This is a genomic window from Tepidiphilus sp. HLB4, from assembly GCF_054823945.1.
The window spans coordinates 1-15,587 of record NZ_JSYB01000012.1 but is presented as its reverse complement, the minus strand read 5'-3'; the positions used below and the strand labels follow the sequence as shown (position 1 = coordinate 15,587).

Sequence of the window (15,587 nt, the reverse complement as noted above, 5' to 3'; positions counted from 1 at the left end):
TGCCATTGGATTGGGCAGCGCAGCGTGAAATTCCAGGGCGGGAATTCAGTCGTTGATATTGCCGGGGCGGCATGTCCCGCGCTCGCCTGCTTCAGGCACCGAGGCGCAGGATGCGCCGCGCACCGTTCAATACCAGCAGCGCGATGAGCGAGCCAATCACCAAATCGGGGTAACGCGATCCTGTCCAGGCGACCAACGCCCCGGCCGCGATCACCCCCAGGTTTGCCAGCACGTCGTTCGTGGAGAAAATCCAGCTTGCCTTCATGTGAGCGCCGCCTTTTCGATGACTGGAGATCAAGACAAGGCAGGTAACGTTTGCAATGAGCGCAACGAGCGCGATCCCCATCATGAGCGGTGGCTCGGGCTCGCTACCAAAGACGAAGCGGCGCAGCACCTCGGACATTGCGCCGAGCGCGAGCAACAGTTGCAGCCAGCCTGACAACCGCGCCGCCTTCAGCTGGTGCCCGGTATCACGGCCGACGGCGTAGAGCGCGAGCCCGTAGACGGCGGCATCCGCGAACATGTCCAGTGAGTCAGCCATGAGCCCCGTGGACTGCGCAATCCACCCGATCGTCACTTCGACGACAAACATGGCGGCGTTGATGGCAAGCAACCATTTGAGAACGCGAGACTCTTGCTCGGAGGACGGCTGGCTGTCGCTTTGCCCATCGACAGTGTGCGGGCCATTCGATTCAGTTGACGCAATGAGACGGGCGCCCAAGCCGAGACTTTCAAGCTTGCTTGCAATGGGTTCGACGGGGCCGTCGTGAAAAACACGCAACTCGCGCTTGCCAAGATCGAACTCGAGTGCGGCCAGCCCGCTCGTATTCTCGAGCGCGAGCCGGATCATGCGCTCCTCCGAAGGGCAGTCCATCTTCGGCACCGAGAACAGACTCATCCTTCCCGTCCCGGTCGGCGTGGCACCCGTCATGGACTCCGCCTTCCGCTCGGACGCACATCCGCAGGATTTCTGGAATTCATCAGTCATAGTCATTGGTCCTTGATTCTTCTCGTTCCTGATCCGGCGAGGCTCTTGCAGAAACCAGCAAGCATCCGGAGGGTATTTTGAAATTTAACACTCTATAGCTACTATAGAGTCAAGTCGATGATAAAAAGGGGTTGCAGCTATGCAGATCGGAGCGCTTGCCCGGCAAACCGGGTGTCCGATTCAAACGATTCGCTTTTATGAGCAGGAAGGACTCCTGCCGCCCCCGTCCCGGAGCGCGGGCAATTTCCGCTTATATGGCGACGCGCACGTCGAACGCTTGCTTTTCATTCGCCGCTGTCGTTCGCTGGACATGACGCTCGACGAGATTCGTGTGCTGTTGCGCCTCAAGAACGTGCCAACCCAAGATTGCAGTGAGGTCAACCGTGTTCTTGAGGCACACATCGAGCAGGTCGCGGTGCGTATCCAGGAACTGAGCGCACTTGAGCAGCAGCTCAGATCCTTGAGGGAAATGTGTTCCGAAGGCAGAAGCGCCGAACAGTGCGGCATCCTGTGCGAACTGTCTCAACCAGTATCTGCCGCCGAGCTCGCCGTACCTTGATGCAAGACGAGGTGAGCAGTGCAGATTCGGTAACCAACGGCCGACCAATTCACAATCGCAACCCGGAAGCCGGAAACCCGCGCCAGTGCTGGCTCTGGCTCGGTGAACGCTCACGAGCCCAGCAGAGAAAAACGGCAGCAGAGAGGCGAGAAGTACTCCGAAACGGCGTCGTTTGGCGGTGCAGCGCTCACGAGGCAACGGGCCGGAACCGCGCCAACACTGGCGCTCAGGGCAAAAAAATCCCAACCGATAAGGGTTGGGATTTTGGGTTTTGGTGGCCAGGGGCGGAATCGAACCACCGACACGCGGATTTTCAGTCCGCTGCTCTACCGACTGAGCTACCTGGCCGCCGAAGACCGCCATTATAGCGGCGGGAAAGAGAAAGTCAATCATCCTTGGCGCGGGGGCGCTCGTCCTGCCGGGCGGGGCTTCGTGCCGGCAGGGGGAAGCGCACGCGGGCGAGCGTGCCCTGGCCGTGGGGGTTGGGTTCGAGGCTGACGTCGGCGCGGTGCATCTCGGCGATCTCGCGCACGATCGCAAGGCCCAGGCCGGAGCCGTCGACGCCGGTGTCGAGCACGCGGTAGAAGCGCTCGAAGACGCGGGGGCGGTCGGCGGGGGGGATGCCGATGCCGGTGTCTTCGATCTCGACGTCGACCGAATCCCCGCGGGCTAGCGCGCGCAGGGTGACGCTGCCGCCGGGCGGGGTGTATTGGATGGCGTTGTCGACCAGGTTCTTGAAGAGTTCCTGCAGCATGAGGCGGTTGCCCTCGACTTCCAGCCGCCCTTCGCTTTCGTCGAATCCGAGCTCGAGCGCTTTGTGCTGGGCCTTGGGGTAGAGCTCGAGGGCGACGTCGCGCAGCAGTTCCTGTACGTCGAGGCGTTCGATGCGGTGTACCGTCTCCGAGCTCGATTCGGCGCGCGCCAGCGTGAGGAGCTGCTGGATGAGGTGGGCGGCGCGTTCGGCGGCGCCGTGCAGGCGCTGGAGATCCTGGCGCAGCGCCTGCGGGTCGCGCTCGCGCAGGGCGAGCTCGGCCTGCATCTTCAGGCCGGTGATGGGGGTGCGCATCTGGTGGGCGGCGTCGGCGATGAAGCGGCGCTGGGCCTGGAGGTTTTCTTCGAGGCGGGCCATCATGTCGTTGAAGGCGACGATGAGGGGGCGCACTTCTTCGGGGACGCTCTCGGGCGCGATGGGCGAGAGATCGGTGGGGCGGCGCTGGCGGATGCGCGCCTGCAGGCGGGCGAGCGGGGCGATGCCGCGGGTGAGGCCGAACCAGACGAGCACGACCGAGAGCGGAATCAGGGCGAATTGCGGCAGGAGCACGCCGGTGACGACGTCGGAGGCGAGCTCGCGGCGCTTGTTGAGGGTCTCGGCTACCTGGGCGATGACGAAGCGCGGCTGCTCGGGGCCGGGGCGGCGGTCGATGCGGGCGGCGACGCGTACCGGTTCTCCGGCCACGACGTCGTCTCGCCAGCGCACTTCGCCGTCGGGCAGCCAGGGGCGGGGCGGGGCGGGGATCTCGGCGTCGCCGCCGACGAATCCTTCGTCGGTGCGGACCTGGAAGAAGACGACGTCGCTTGCCGAGGAGCGAAAGAGGATGCGGCCCGGCGCGGGCAGGTTGAGCTGGACGCGGTCGCCGTCGATCGTCACGAAACGCGCGAGCATCTGAACCTGTTCGCCCAGGGCGTGGTCGAACGAGCGGTTGGCAATGCGGTCGGCCACCTGGTGCGTGACGATGATGGAGAAGGGCCAGAGAAAGAGCAGCGGGGCGAGGAGCCAGTCGAGGATCTCGCCGAAGACGGAGTTGGGCGAGCCGTCGGGCGTGCGCTTACGCCAGGGAAGCATCGCTGGGCTCCAGGCTGTAGCCGAGGCCGCGCACCGTCTGGATGCGTACGCCGCTTCCTTCGATCTTCTTGCGCAGCCGGTGCATGTAGACTTCGATGGCGTTGGTGGAGACTTCCTCGCCCCAGCCGCAGAGGTGTTCGACGAGCTGTTCCTTGCTCACGAGCCGCCCGGGGCGGGTGATGAGGTATTCGAGGAGCGCGAGTTCCCGGCCGGAGAGTTCGAGCGGGGTGCCGTCGAGCCAGACGCGCCGGGCGCTCTGGTCGTAGCGCAGCTTGCCGGCTTCCACCACCGGCGGGGCGGCGAGCGAGCGCCGGGTGAGCGCCCGCACGCGGGCTTCCAGCTCGGGGAGCGCGAAGGGTTTGGTGAGGTAGTCGTCGGCGCCGGCATCGAGCCCGCGCACGCGGTCTTCGATGCCGTCCTGGGCGGTGAGGATGAGCACGGGGGTGGTGTTCTTGCGCGCGCGCAGGCGGCGCAGCACCTCGATGCCGGGCAGTCCCGGCAGGCCGAGATCGAGGATGACGAGGTCGTAGGGGGTGGTGTGCAGCGCCACGTCGGCCTCGCGGCCGTTCATCACCGTGTCGATGGCGCAGCCGGATTGCCTGAGCGCGCGGGCCAGTCCCTGGGCGATGACGGCGTCGTCTTCGACGATGAGGATGCGCATGCGGGCGTTCTCCGTGGAGCGAGGGAGGCTTCGTTGGCATTGTGGGTGCCCTGCCGCCCGCCGTCAAGGGTGGGGTCGGGGCGGGTGATATAATCGATTCCTTTCTTCGGATCTCCATCTCGCGCGCTCATGCCGTTCTATGCCTTGGGTCTGAACCACCATTCGGCGCCGATCGCGATCCGGGAGCGGTTCGCGTTCGATCCGCAGCGCGTGGTGCCGGCCCTGCAGGAGCTGTGCGGCGGCGTGGCCGGCGTGTCGGAAGCCGCCATCCTCTCCACCTGCAACCGCACCGAACTCTACGTGGCGGCGCGCGAGGCGGAGCCGGTGGTGGCCTGGCTCACCGCCCGTCAGGGCACGCCGCTGCCGGAAGTGGCGCCGCACCTCTTCACCTATATCGACCAGGCGGCGGTGCGTCACGTTTTTCGCGTGGCGAGCGGCCTGGATTCCATGGTGCTGGGCGAGGCGCAGATCCTGGGGCAGTTCAAGGACGCGGTGCGGGCGGCGCAGGCGGCGGGCACCCTTGGCAAGCATCTGCACAAACTCTTCCAGCACACCTTGGCGGTGGCCAAGGAAGTGCGTTCGGGCACGGCGATCGGGGCGAACGTGGTCTCCATGGCCGCGGCGGCGGTCAAGCTCTCCGAGCGCGTCTTCGGGCCGGTATCGGAGCAGCGGGTGCTCTTCGTCGGCGCCGGCGAGATGATCGAATTGTGCGCGACGCACTTCGCCGCCGGCCGGCCCAGGCGGATGATGGTGGTCAACCGCACGCTCGCCCGGGCCGAGGCGATCGCCCAGCCGCTGGGCGCGGGGGTGGGGCGGCTCGAAGACCTGCCCGAGATCTTGCCCGAATTCGACACCGTCGTCTCGAGCACGGCCAGTCCCTTGCCGCTCATCGGCCTGGGGATGGTCGAGCGCGCCCTGAAAAAGCGCCGGCGCCGGCCCTTCGTGATGGTGGATCTGGCCGTGCCGCGCGACGTGGAGCCGGAGGTGGGTGAGCTCGACGACGTCTTCCTCTATACGGTGGACGACCTGGCGCAGATCGTGCAGGCGGGGCTTGCCTCGCGGCAGCAGGCGCTGGTGGCGGCGGAGCGCATCGTCGAGGAGCGGGTGGCCGAGTTCATGGCCTGGGTGCGCTCGCGCGAGATCGTGCCGTGGATCCGCCGCCTGCGCGAGCGGGCCGATGCGCTGCGCGAGGCGGAGCTGCAGCGGGCCTTGCGCCGTCTGCATGGAGGCGAATCGCCCGAGGCGGTGCTCATGGCCCTGAGCCATGGGCTGATGAACAAGTGGCTGCACGCGCCCACGCGCTTTTTGCACGAGGCGGCCGAGCCCGAGCGCGAGGCGCTGCTCGCGGCCCTGCCGCGGCTCTTCGCGCTGGAAGAAGGCACGCCGCCGGCAAAAGATGGGGAGGAGGACGCGGCACAGGAAGAATCCCTGCCTTTGGCGGTGCCGCGGGGGGAACGGGGATGAGGGAACGTCTGCGCGAACGCTTGCGACGCATGGAGGAACGTCTGCAGGAGCTCGACCGGGCGCTGCTCGATCCGGCGGTGGCTTCCGATCCGCAGCAGCTGCGCCGGCTGGGGCAGGAGCGGGCGGAACTCGAACCGGTGGTGGCGCTGTGGCGCGGCCATCGGGCGCTGGAAGAGGAGCTGGCCGCCACCGAGGCCCTCATGGCCGATCCGGAGCTGCGCGCGCTCGCGGAAGAGGAGAAGGCGCGGTTGGCTGAGCGGCTGGCCGAGAGCGAGCATGCGCTCACCGAGGCGCTCACGCCGCGCGATCCGGAGGACGACCGGCCGGCCTTCCTCGAGATCCGCGCCGGGACGGGCGGCGAGGAGGCGGCGCTCTTCGCGGCGGACTTGCTGCGCATGTATCTGCGCTACGCCGAGCGCCGGGGCTGGCGCAGCGAGATCCTCTCGGCGAGCGAGTCCGACCTGGGAGGGTATCGCGAGGTGATCGTGCGGCTGGAGGGGCGGGGGGTCTATGGCCGGCTCAAGTTCGAGTCGGGCGTGCATCGGGTGCAGCGGGTGCCGGCCACCGAGAGCCAGGGGCGCATCCATACTTCGGCCTGCACGGTGGCGGTGCTGCCGGAGCCGGACGAGGAGGCGGTGGTGCGGCTCGATCCTGCCGAGCTGCGCATCGATACCTTCCGCGCGAGCGGCGCGGGCGGGCAGCACGTCAACCGGACCGATTCGGCGGTGCGCATCACGCACCTGCCCACGGGGCTCGTGGTCGAATGCCAGGACGACCGCTCGCAGCATCGCAACAAGGCGAAGGCCATGGCGGTGCTGGCGGCGCGGCTGGAGGCGCGGCAGCGGGACGAACAGGCCGCAGCGGTGGCTGCGGCAAGAAAGAGCCTGGTGGGCAGCGGCGATCGCTCCGAGCGCATCCGTACCTACAATTTCCCGCAGGGCAGGGTGACGGACCATCGCATCAATCTCACGCTCTACCAGCTCGATGCCGTGCTCGAGGGGGATCTGGATCCCCTCATCGAGCCGCTGCGCCTCGAATACGAGCAGGAGCGGCTGCGCGAGCTGGAAACGGAGGGCGAGGCATGAGCGCGGCTCCGTCGGCCCTGCCGCCCGAGGCGACGGTGGGAGAGGCGCTCGCCTGGGCGCGCGCCCGCATCGGGGCGCTGGAGGCGCGCGTCCTGCTGAGCTACGCCAGCAGCTGGAGTTCGACCAAGCTCACGGCGTGGCCGGAGCGCCCCTTGCCGCCGGAGGTGCTGCAGCGCTTCGTCGACTTGGTGGAGCGGCGCGCGGCGGGAGTGCCGGTGGCCTATCTCGTCAGGGAGCGGGAATTCTACGGGCGGCGCATTCGCGTCACGCCTTCGGTCTTGATCCCGCGGCCGGAGACCGAGACCTTGGTGGAGGTGGCGATCGCGCTCGCGCTCACCCTGCCGCCGGGGCATGCGCCGCGCATCCTGGATCTGGGCACCGGCAGCGGCTGCGTGGCCATCACCCTGGCGCTGGAGCTGCCGCAGGCGGAAGTGTTGGCGGTGGACGCCTTGCCCGAGGCGCTCGGCCTGGCGATGGGAAACGCCGCTCGCCTGAAAGCGAGCGTGTCGTTCATGGAAAGCGACTGGTTTTCCCGGATCGGCCCGGGCGAGACGTTCGACCTCATCGTCTCCAACCCTCCCTATCTCGCCCAGGACGATCCCCACCTCGAAGAGGGCGACCTGCGCTTCGAGCCGCGCCAGGCGCTGGTTGCCGGAGAAACCGGGCTGGAAGCGATCGCGGCGATCGTCTCCGAGGCGCCGCGCCACCTCGCCGAGGGCGGCTGGCTGCTGCTGGAGCACGGCTGGGATCAGGCGCAGCAGGTGCGGGGGCTGCTGCTCGATGCGGGCTTTCTCGAGGTGCAGAGCTGGAAGGATCTGGCCGGGCACGAGCGGGTGAGCGGAGGGCGGCGACGGAAGCGAGGGTAGTGACGTAGGGGAAAACAAAAAGGCCTGCCGCAGGGGCAGGCCTTTCGATTGGTTGCGGGGGCAGGATTTGAACCTGCGACCTCCGGGTTATGAGCCCGACGAGCTACCGGACTGCTCTACCCCGCGATCGATTTGCACATTATAGCCGATTCCCGGGCGGAGTCAAGCATTTTTTGTGCACTGCGAAGATTGCGCGGCGCGCGCTTCCGGGGAGGGGCAAGGGGCGTCGTATAATGCGACGCCATGGTTGCCCGTTTCTTCGTTCCCGATCTCGTGCCCGAGGCTGGCGCGCAGGTGCCGCTGCCGCCTGCCGCGGCCCATCATGCCCTGCGCGTGCTGCGGCTGCGTGCGGGCGAGCCGGTGGTGGTATTCGATGGGCGCGGCGGCGAGTGGCGGGGCGTGCTGGAGGTTGCCGGAGGCGATGCGGCGCGGGTGCGGCTCGAAACCTTCGATCCGGTTTCGCGGGAATTGCCGTTTGCGGTGACGGTGGGGCAGGCGCTGCTGCCGGCCGAGCGCATGGACTGGGCGATCCAGAAAGCGGTGGAACTGGGGGCGGCGCGCATCGTGCCGCTCCTGACGGCGCGCACCCAGACGGGGGGAGCGCTCGAACGGGGGGCGCGCAAGCAGGCGCATTGGCAACAGGTGGCAGTGGCCGCGGCGCAGCAGTGCGGCCGCACGGCGGTGCCGGAAGTGACGCTGCCGCGACGCTGGCGGGACTGGATCGAGGAAGCGCGGGGAGCGCGCCCCGAGGCTTGCCTTTGGCTGCTCGCGCCGGGGGGCGTTGCGCTTTCCCGTCTGCCGGCGCCCGAGCGCAGCGTGACCGTGATCGTCGGGCCCGAAGGCGGCTGGAGCGAAGGGGAGCTGGACGAGGCCGGACGGCTCGGCATCGAGCGCATCGGCCTGGGGCCGCGGGTCCTGCGCAGCGAGACGGCTGCAGCCGCGGCCTTGGCGATGATGCAGGCCCTGTGGGGGGGGCGCTGATGTTCGAGAACGTGGAATTGGGCCATCGCCTCGACAAGGAGACCTATCGCGAGCGCTCGGAAGCCGTGCGCCTGCAGTTGCTCGATCTGGAATACCGCCTGGTGCAGGAGCGCTCCTTCGCCACGCTGATCCTCATCAACGGGGTCGACAAGGCGGGCAAGGGCGAGACGATGAACCTGCTCAATTCATGGCTCGATCCGCGGCACCTCGACAGCCACGCGATCGACCGCCCGAGTTCCGAGGAGGAAGAGCGGCCCTACATGTGGCGTTTCTGGCGCCGCTTGCCGCCGCGCGGGCGCATCGGGGTCTTCTTCGACAACTGGTACGCCGACATCATCGAGTCCCGGGCGACCGGGCGCAGCAAGCGCAGCGCCTTCGAAGCCGCGCTCGAGCGGGTGCGCCGCTTCGAGGAAATGATGACGGCCGAGGGCGTGCTGCTGCTGAAACTGTGGTTTCACATTTCTGCCAAGGAATTGAAACGCCGCCTGGAGAAACTTTCTAAGGACGAGCGCACCAGCTGGCGGGTGCGGGAGTCGGACTGGCGCTATCTCGAACACTACGATGAATATGTACAGACGGCTGCCGCCGCCATCCGGCACACGAGCACCGGCGTGGTGCCGTGGGTGCTGGTCGATGGGGCCGACGACCGCTACCGGGCGGTGTTCGTGGGCGAGACGCTCGCCGGCGCCTGGCAGCGCAAGTTCGAGGCCGTCGAGCGCGGCGAGAGGGGCGCGCCGCCCCTCGTCCTCGTGCCGGATCTCGAAGAGCGTCCCAACGCCGTGAGCGCACTCACGCTCCAGCAGCCGATGGGAAAGAGGGCGTACGAGCGTCGGCTGGAGGAGCTGCAGGGACGGCTCGATACCTTGGTGCGCGACGCGCGTTTCGCCAAGCGCAGCTTGGTCGTGGTCTTCGAGGGAATGGATGCGGCCGGCAAGGGAGGAGCGATCCGGCGCGTGACGGCGGCGCTCGACGTGCGGCGCTATCAGGTGGTTCCGATCGCCGCTCCCACCGACGAGGAGCTCGCCCAGCCTTATCTGTGGCGCTTCTGGCGCAGGATGCCGGGGCACGGCCGGGTGGTGATCTTCGACCGTTCCTGGTATGGGCGCGTGCTGGTCGAGCGGGTCGAGGGGCTGTGCGCGCCGGCCGACTGGATGCGGGCCTATGCCGAGATCAACGATTTCGAGGAGCAGCTGATCGAAAACGGGACCGTGGTGGTGAAATTCTGGCTGGCGATCGACCCCGAGGAGCAATTGCGGCGCTTTCGCGAGCGCGAGCAGGATCCTCTCAAGCGCTACAAGATCACGCCGGAGGATTGGCGCAACCGCGAGAAGTGGCCGCAGTACGAATTGGCGGTGGGCGACATGATCGAGCGCACGAGCACCGAGATCGCACCGTGGACGCTGGTCGAAGCGAACAACAAATACTATGCGCGGGTCAAGGTGCTGCACACCTTGTGCGAGCGTCTGGAGGCGTCGTTGTGAAAGGGGGTAGGGAAATGGACGGGCACAGGCAGCAGGCGGGGCGCAGCGGGCTGCCCGAAGAGCGCATTCCCGAGGTTTCTCCGCCCGTGTCGCTGCAAGACGGTTCGGCTGCGGCTTTCGTCGGCTGGATGCGCCACTCCGCCCCTTACATCCACGCCTTTGGCGGCAAGACCTTCGTGATCGCCTTCGACGGCGAGGTGGCGCAGGGCGAGCGCATGCAGCGGCTCGCCTACGATTGCAACCTGCTCGCGGCGCTGGGCATTCGCCTGGTGCTGGTGCACGGTGCCCGGCCGCAGATCGACGCGGAGATGGCGCGCCGCGGCCTGACGCCGGTGTTCCACAAGGGGATGCGGGTGACCGATGCGACTGCGCTCGAGTGCGTCAAGGCGGCGATGATGGTCACCCGCGTCGAGATCGAGGCCAAGCTCTCGCAAGGCTTGCCCAACACGCCCATGGCGGGCAGCTACATGCGGGTGACGGGGGGAAATTTCATCACCGCCCGGCCGTTGGGGGTGATCGACGGGGTGGACTTTCAATACACGGGGGCGGTGCGACGGGTGATCGCCGAGGAGATCGTCGCCGACCTGGAGCAGGAGAACGTCGTCCTCATCACGCCGCTCGCGCCTTCGCCTTCGGGCGAGATCTTCAACATCACGATGGAGGAAGTCGCCACCGAGGTAGCGGTGGCGATCGGCGCGGAGAAACTCGTCTTCCTGTGCGATGCGCCGGGGCTATTGGACGCGCAGGGCAAGCTCGTCTCCTCCGTGACGGCGGATGCGGCCGCCCGGGCGCTCGCCGAGGGGAGCGGGCTCACGGAGGATTTGCACCTCTACCTGCCGCATGCGCTCGAGGCGGTCCGCCGTGGCGTGGGGCGGGCGCATCTCATCGACCGCGATCTCGACGGCGGCCTCTTGCTCGAATTCTTCACCCATGCCGGCGTGGGAACGCTGGTGACGCGCGATCCGATCTTCCGCTTCCGCGACGCGCGGCCCGAGGACGTGCCGGCGCTCATCGCGCTCATCGCGCCGATGGAGGCCGACGGCACCCTCGTGCGCCGTGACCGTGAGCTGCTGGAAAAGGAGATCGAGCGTTTCTTGCTCGTGGAGTACGACGGCGTGGTGGTGGGTTCCGCCGCCATTTATCCGTTCAGCGAGGAACGGGCGGCGGAGTTGGCGTGCCTGGCGGTAGCCCCGGAGTTCCGCCGCGCGGGGATCGGGGAGGAGCTGCTGCACCGGATCGAGGCGCGCGCTCGGGCGATGGGGCTGGAGCGGCTCTACGTGCTCACCACCCGCACGGCGCATTGGTTCCTCGAGCGGGGTTTTCGCGAGGTGGGGCCCGAGGCCCTGCCGCGGCGCAAGCGCGAGCTCTACAACTATCAGCGCCGCTCGAAAGTGTTCGTCAAAGAATTGATCTGAACCGTGGAGAAAGGAGTATCGATGGCAAGGACCGTGTTTTGCGTGAAACTGGGACGAGAGGCCGAGGGGCTGGAGCGGCCGCCGCTACCGGGGGCGCTCGGCAAACGCATCTTCGAGAACGTCTCCAAGCAGGCGTGGCAGGAGTGGCTACGCTATCAGACGATGCTCATCAACGAGAATCGCCTCAACCTGATGGAGCCGTCGGCGCGCAAATACCTGCAGGAGCAGATGGAGCGCTATTTCTTCGGCGAGGGAGCCGACGAGATCGCCGGCTACGTGCCGCCGGATCGATAGGCGATCACTGGGGGGGCTGCGGTTTCGCTTCGGGGGTGTAGCGGATGTCGCGCCCCTCGACGAGATAGACCACCTGCTCGATCACATTCTTGGCATGATCGCCCACGCGTTCGAGCGACTTGGCGACGAAGACGAGCTCCAGCGAATGCGAGATCGTGCGCGGGTCTTCCATCATGTAGGTGATGAGCTCGCGCAGGATTCCCTTGAACATCGCATCCACCGTGCGATCGTCGGCGAGGATTTCCTGGGCCTGGCTGTCGTCGAGCCGGGCATAGGCGTCGAGCGAGGCATGCAGCATGGCCAGCGTCGTGCGCGTGATGAGCTCGAGCTCGATTGCAGGGGTGAAGGCGGGCGCGGCCTGATAGAGACGGATGCCGCTCTTGGCGATCTTCTTCGCCTCGTCGCCGATGCGTTCGAGGTCCTTGCTGATCTGCAGCGAGGACATGACCAGGCGCAGGTCGGCGGCCGCCGGGGCGTTGCGCACGATGAGCTGGACGCTTTGCTCGAAGACGCGCCGGTCTTCCTCGTTGATCGAGCGCTCCGTCTGCAGCACTTCGTCAAAGAGCGCCTGATCGCCTTTGCGCACACCCTCGACGGCTTTCTCGACCTGGCGCTCGACGGCGCGGCCCATTTCGAGCACGGTCTGGCGCAGCTGGTTGAGCTCGCGGTCGTAAGGGCGGAACGTGTGTTCTTCTATCGTCTTCATGGCTTTCCTCGCGGCGGTGCAGACATTATGGTGGGACGACGTTACCGTTTCGTGACGGCGCGTTCGCGCCGCTGCACGCCCTCGCCGGTGCCAAGCAGCAGCACGTCGGCACGCCGGTGGGCGAAGATGCCGTTGGTGACCACGCCGGGGAGGTCGTTGAGCGCGGTCTCGAGCGCATCCGGGTCGTCGATGACGAGGCCGTGCACATCGAGGATGGCGTTGCCGTTGTCGGTGACGAAACCGAGGCGGCGGCGCGGCTCGCCCCCTAACTCGCGCAGCCGGCGGGAGACGAGCCGCTCGGCCATGGGGATGACTTCGAGGGGCAAGGGGAATCGCCCCAGGCGCTCGACGAGCTTGCGCTCGTCGCAGATGCACACGAAGCGCTCGGCCATGGCGGCGACGATCTTCTCGCGGGTGAGCGCACCGCCGCCGCCCTTGATCATGGCGAAGGCGGGGTCGATCTCGTCGGCGCCGTCGACGTAGAGCGGCACCGTATCGAGCTCGGTGGCGTCGAGCACGGGAATGCCGTAGCGGCGCAGCCGCTCGGTGCTGGCTTCCGAGCTGGAGACGGCCCCGCGGATGCGCTTGCCACTTTGCACCAGGGCGTCGATGAAGAAGTTCACGGTGGAGCCGGTGCCGACCCCGAGGAAGATGTCCTCGGGGACTTCGGCCACGGCGGCCACCGCCGCCAGGCGCTTCAATTCGTCGGCGTGGGTCAGGGCCATCAGCGCAGGCTCGCGGCGTAGTCGGCGAGCGCCGAGATCTCGGTGTCGGTGAGCTTGTTGGCGATCTGGCGCATCATCTGCTCGGGATCGTTGGCGCGCTGCTGCTCGCGGAAGGCCTTGAGCTGCACGACGACGTAGTCGGGGGTCTGGCCGGCGAGCCGGGGATACATGATGGGGATGCCCGCGCCGTTGTTGCCATGGCAGCCGGAGCAGGCGGGCACCGCCTTGTCGGGGATGCCGTAGTGCCAGATCTTCTGGCCGAGGGCGAGGGTTTCCTGGGCCTTGGGTTCGGCCGGGACCTGTTTCTGCTGGGCGAAATATTGAGCCAGCCCGAGCATTTCTTCCTTGGAATACGCCATGACCATCGCGTTCATCGTGGCGTTTTCGCGGGCGATGGGCTTGTCGTCCCAGGCTTTGAAGTCGACGAGCTGCTTGTAGAGGTATTCGGGGTGCTGCCCGGCGAGCTTGGGGTATTCGGGCATGAGCGGGGTGTTGCCGTCGGGCCCGTGGCAGGAGGCGCACACGGTGGTGGCGATTTCCTGCGCGTGAGCGGGGTCGACGGGTTCGGCGGCGTAGACCAGGCCGGAAGCGGCGAGCGCGGTGAGCACGATGGTACGCTTGATCATGGGAATCCTCGACGCGATGGGTGAGAATGTGCAAATTTTGCTATTCTATCGCATCTCCCCGTTTTGCGCAGGCCCGCCTGTCGCCTCTTTCCCATGCCTCTTTTCCGCCATGCCGAGTTCGTCACCTCCATTGCCAAGCCCGCGGGGCTGCCGGCAGCCAAAGGGCCGGAGATCGCCTTCGTCGGACGCTCCAACGCCGGCAAATCCAGCGCGATCAATGCCTTGGTCGGGCACACGCGGCTGGCTTACGTCTCGAAGACGCCGGGGCGGACGCAGTTGCTCAACCTCTTTCGCACGCCGGCGGGGCTCTATCTGGTGGATCTGCCGGGATTCGGCTACGCCAAGGTGCCCGAGGCGATCCGTCGCGGTTGGGCGGAGCTGATCGAGCGTTATCTGCGCGAGCGCGAGGCGCTCGTCGGCCTCATCCACATCATGGACGTGCGCCATCCGCTCACGGCGCTCGACCGGCAGCTGCTCGACTGGTTCCTTCCCAGCGGCAAGCCGGTGCATATCCTCCTCTCGAAAGCCGACAAGCTCTCGCGCGGGGCGCGGGCGGCGACCGTGGTCCAGGTGCGCCGCGCTTTGGCCGCATGGGAGGGGCAGGTGACGGTGCAGGCGTTTTCGGCCCTCAGCAAGCTGGGAGTGGAGGAGGCCGAGGCGGTGGTGCAGGGGTGGTTGGCGGGCGTTCTGCCCGAAACGGCATGAAAACGCCGAGATGCGAAAAAAATGGCCCGAACGCAGGGGGAGGTTCGGGCCATGAACCCGGCGGTATCGCCGGGGTCCCGCTCAACAGGAAGGCTTTGCGGCGGCGCAGGCAGATGGAGCAGAGTTACTTTCATAGAAGGCTTGCACGGGCGAAAGTTCCCGCCGGCGCGGGAATGCCGACAAGGAGCGAATGATGCAGTTTTTCGGTAGGTTTCCCACGACGCGGATGCGTCGCATGCGGGCGTAACGCCGCATTCAGACGCCCCAAGCCATCCCTCATTGTTAGTGCTCCAATGATCACTTCGAGCCTGGGATGCGAGATATGGCGATTCCTGCATCTGATCGATTTGTTGCCTGTTGCGCAACAGGCTAAAATGGACCATGATCAAATCGTTCCGCCACAAAGGCCTGCGCAGATTCTTCGAGACAGGCAGTACCTCGGGCATCCAGGCCAGTCATGCCAAGCGCCTGCGGATGTTGCTCGTCGCTTTGGAGACGGCGCAGACGATCGACGACATGGACATCCCGGGCTTTCGTCTGCATCCGCTCAAGGGCGATTTGGACGGACGCTGGTCGGTTACCGTGAGCGGCAACTGGCGGATGACCTTCGAGTTCCGTGACGGGAACGCGTATGTTGTGGATTACGAGGACTATCACTGATGACCATGCATAACCCCCCTCATCCCGGCGAATTCATCATCGAGGTCTATCTGCAGCCCTATGGCATCAGCGCCCGCGAGCTGGCGCGTCGGCTCGATGTCGCGCCCTCCACCTTGAGCAGAATCCTCAAGGGCAGAAGCAGGGTAACGCCGGACATGGCGCTTCGGCTATCGAAAGTGCTTGGGCGTAGCCCCGAGAGCTGGCTTGCCATGCAAGATGCCCACGATCTCTGGGTCGCTCGCCAGCACACGAATCTCGAACGCGTCAGTAAACTCGAGTTGGTTATGGCCTGACGCGGGCAGGTGGGGGAATATCTTTCTCCACACCCTTTCTCTCAATCTTGACGCCCCCGCGTCTCCCTCGTCTCGCTCGCCGATGCACCGCGGGATCGCATCGCCGCCGCTACAATGAGCCGCACGGCCATGCCCCGATACAGCTACAATAGGCGGCGACATGAACGCCCGCCACGACGCCAACTACAAGCATCTCTTTTCCTCTCCCAAGGTGGTGCGCCACCTCGTCGAGGGG

The 15,587-nt window shown here is 66.7% G+C and carries 17 protein-coding genes and 2 tRNA genes; 11 read left to right on the top strand and 8 right to left on the bottom strand.

Annotated features, from left to right (window positions below):
• Positions 1-91: 91 nt before the first annotated feature.
• Positions 92-988, bottom strand: coding sequence for a cation transporter (locus OA56_RS03310; protein WP_207913847.1), 897 nt, complete (start codon positions 986-988; stop codon positions 92-94).
• Positions 989-1,127: 139 nt separating this feature from the next.
• On the opposite strand from OA56_RS03310, the gene cadR reads away from it, so the two are divergent.
• Entirely contained in the window at positions 1,128-1,547 is a 420-nt protein-coding gene (cadR, locus tag OA56_RS03305; protein WP_037989410.1) for a Cd(II)/Pb(II)-responsive transcriptional regulator, read from the top strand.
• Positions 1,548-1,819: 272 nt separating this feature from the next.
• On the opposite strand, the gene OA56_RS03300 is transcribed toward cadR, so the two are convergent.
• The 3 genes from OA56_RS03300 to OA56_RS03290 form a co-directional block, all read right to left on the bottom strand.
• A tRNA-Phe gene (locus OA56_RS03300) sits at positions 1,820-1,895 on the bottom strand.
• Positions 1,896-1,932: 37 nt separating this feature from the next.
• On the bottom strand, positions 1,933-3,390 hold the full coding sequence (locus tag OA56_RS03295; protein WP_055423770.1) for a sensor histidine kinase: 1,458 nt from the start codon (positions 3,388-3,390) through the stop codon (positions 1,933-1,935).
• Positions 3,374-4,051: a response regulator gene (locus OA56_RS03290; protein ID WP_141056391.1), complete on the bottom strand. Its 678-nt coding sequence runs from the start codon at positions 4,049-4,051 to the stop codon at positions 3,374-3,376. Before OA56_RS03290 ends, OA56_RS03295 begins: the two co-directional genes overlap by 17 nt.
• Before the next feature lie 129 nt (positions 4,052-4,180).
• Here OA56_RS03290 and hemA point away from each other — a divergent pair, with 129 nt between their 5' ends.
• From hemA to prmC, 3 genes are read left to right on the top strand one after another with little or no spacing between them, the layout of a single operon-like run.
• Entirely contained in the window at positions 4,181-5,515 is a 1,335-nt protein-coding gene (gene hemA, locus OA56_RS03285; protein ID WP_461583415.1) for a glutamyl-tRNA reductase, read from the top strand.
• Positions 5,512-6,600, top strand: coding sequence for a peptide chain release factor 1 (prfA, locus tag OA56_RS03280; RefSeq protein WP_141056390.1), 1,089 nt, complete (start codon positions 5,512-5,514; stop codon positions 6,598-6,600). Before hemA ends, prfA begins: the two co-directional genes overlap by 4 nt.
• Positions 6,597-7,466 carry a peptide chain release factor N(5)-glutamine methyltransferase gene (prmC, locus tag OA56_RS03275; protein ID WP_141056389.1) on the top strand — a complete coding sequence of 290 codons (870 nt, stop codon included), beginning with the start codon at positions 6,597-6,599 and terminating at the stop codon, positions 7,464-7,466. Before prfA ends, prmC begins: the two co-directional genes overlap by 4 nt.
• A gap of 49 nt (positions 7,467-7,515) precedes the next feature.
• Here the strand turns inward: prmC and OA56_RS03270 are convergent.
• Positions 7,516-7,592, bottom strand: a tRNA-Met gene (locus OA56_RS03270).
• Positions 7,593-7,709: 117 nt separating this feature from the next.
• Between OA56_RS03270 and OA56_RS03265 the strand changes: the two genes are divergently transcribed.
• The 4 genes from OA56_RS03265 to OA56_RS03250 are packed head-to-tail and all read left to right on the top strand — an operon-like array spanning position 7,710 to position 11,637.
• Complete coding sequence (locus OA56_RS03265; RefSeq protein ID WP_461583413.1) at positions 7,710-8,447, top strand: 16S rRNA (uracil(1498)-N(3))-methyltransferase; 738 nt, start codon at positions 7,710-7,712, stop codon at positions 8,445-8,447.
• A complete protein-coding gene (gene pap / locus OA56_RS03260) occupies positions 8,447-9,928 on the top strand; it encodes a polyphosphate:AMP phosphotransferase (RefSeq protein ID WP_461583411.1) in 1,482 nt (493 codons plus the stop codon). Before OA56_RS03265 ends, pap begins: the two co-directional genes overlap by 1 nt.
• A gap of 14 nt (positions 9,929-9,942) precedes the next feature.
• On the top strand, positions 9,943-11,343 hold the full coding sequence (gene argA / locus OA56_RS03255; RefSeq protein WP_461583409.1) for an amino-acid N-acetyltransferase: 1,401 nt from the start codon (positions 9,943-9,945) through the stop codon (positions 11,341-11,343).
• A 21-nt stretch (positions 11,344-11,364) separates the two neighbouring features.
• Positions 11,365-11,637, top strand: a complete 273-nt coding sequence (locus OA56_RS03250) for an oxidative damage protection protein (protein ID WP_141056385.1) — start codon at positions 11,365-11,367, stop codon at positions 11,635-11,637.
• A gap of 4 nt (positions 11,638-11,641) precedes the next feature.
• Here OA56_RS03250 and phoU read toward each other — a convergent pair whose 3' ends face one another.
• The 3 genes from phoU to OA56_RS03235 are packed head-to-tail and all read right to left on the bottom strand — an operon-like array spanning position 11,642 to position 13,694.
• Positions 11,642-12,343: a phosphate signaling complex protein PhoU gene (gene phoU / locus OA56_RS03245; RefSeq protein ID WP_461583406.1), complete on the bottom strand. Its 702-nt coding sequence runs from the start codon at positions 12,341-12,343 to the stop codon at positions 11,642-11,644.
• 41 nt (positions 12,344-12,384) lie between these two features.
• Positions 12,385-13,068 carry a ribose-5-phosphate isomerase RpiA gene (gene rpiA, locus OA56_RS03240; RefSeq protein ID WP_461583404.1) on the bottom strand — a complete coding sequence of 228 codons (684 nt, stop codon included), beginning with the start codon at positions 13,066-13,068 and terminating at the stop codon, positions 12,385-12,387.
• A complete protein-coding gene (locus OA56_RS03235) occupies positions 13,068-13,694 on the bottom strand; it encodes a c-type cytochrome (RefSeq protein WP_055423779.1) in 627 nt (208 codons plus the stop codon). Before OA56_RS03235 ends, rpiA begins: the two co-directional genes overlap by 1 nt.
• Positions 13,695-13,787: 93 nt before the next feature.
• Between OA56_RS03235 and yihA the strand changes: the two genes are divergently transcribed.
• From yihA to OA56_RS03220, 3 genes are all read left to right on the top strand, one after another.
• The gene (yihA, locus tag OA56_RS03230; RefSeq protein WP_055423780.1) at positions 13,788-14,399 is read left to right on the top strand and encodes a ribosome biogenesis GTP-binding protein YihA/YsxC; all 612 of its coding nucleotides are present in this window, start codon (positions 13,788-13,790) and stop codon (positions 14,397-14,399) included.
• A gap of 381 nt (positions 14,400-14,780) precedes the next feature.
• Positions 14,781-15,059, top strand: a complete 279-nt coding sequence (locus OA56_RS03225) for a type II toxin-antitoxin system RelE/ParE family toxin (RefSeq protein WP_055423781.1) — start codon at positions 14,781-14,783, stop codon at positions 15,057-15,059.
• Positions 15,059-15,352, top strand: a complete 294-nt coding sequence (locus tag OA56_RS03220) for a HigA family addiction module antitoxin (protein WP_055423782.1) — start codon at positions 15,059-15,061, stop codon at positions 15,350-15,352. The genes OA56_RS03225 and OA56_RS03220 overlap by 1 nt, the downstream gene beginning before the upstream one ends.
• Positions 15,353-15,587 lie beyond the last annotated feature (235 nt).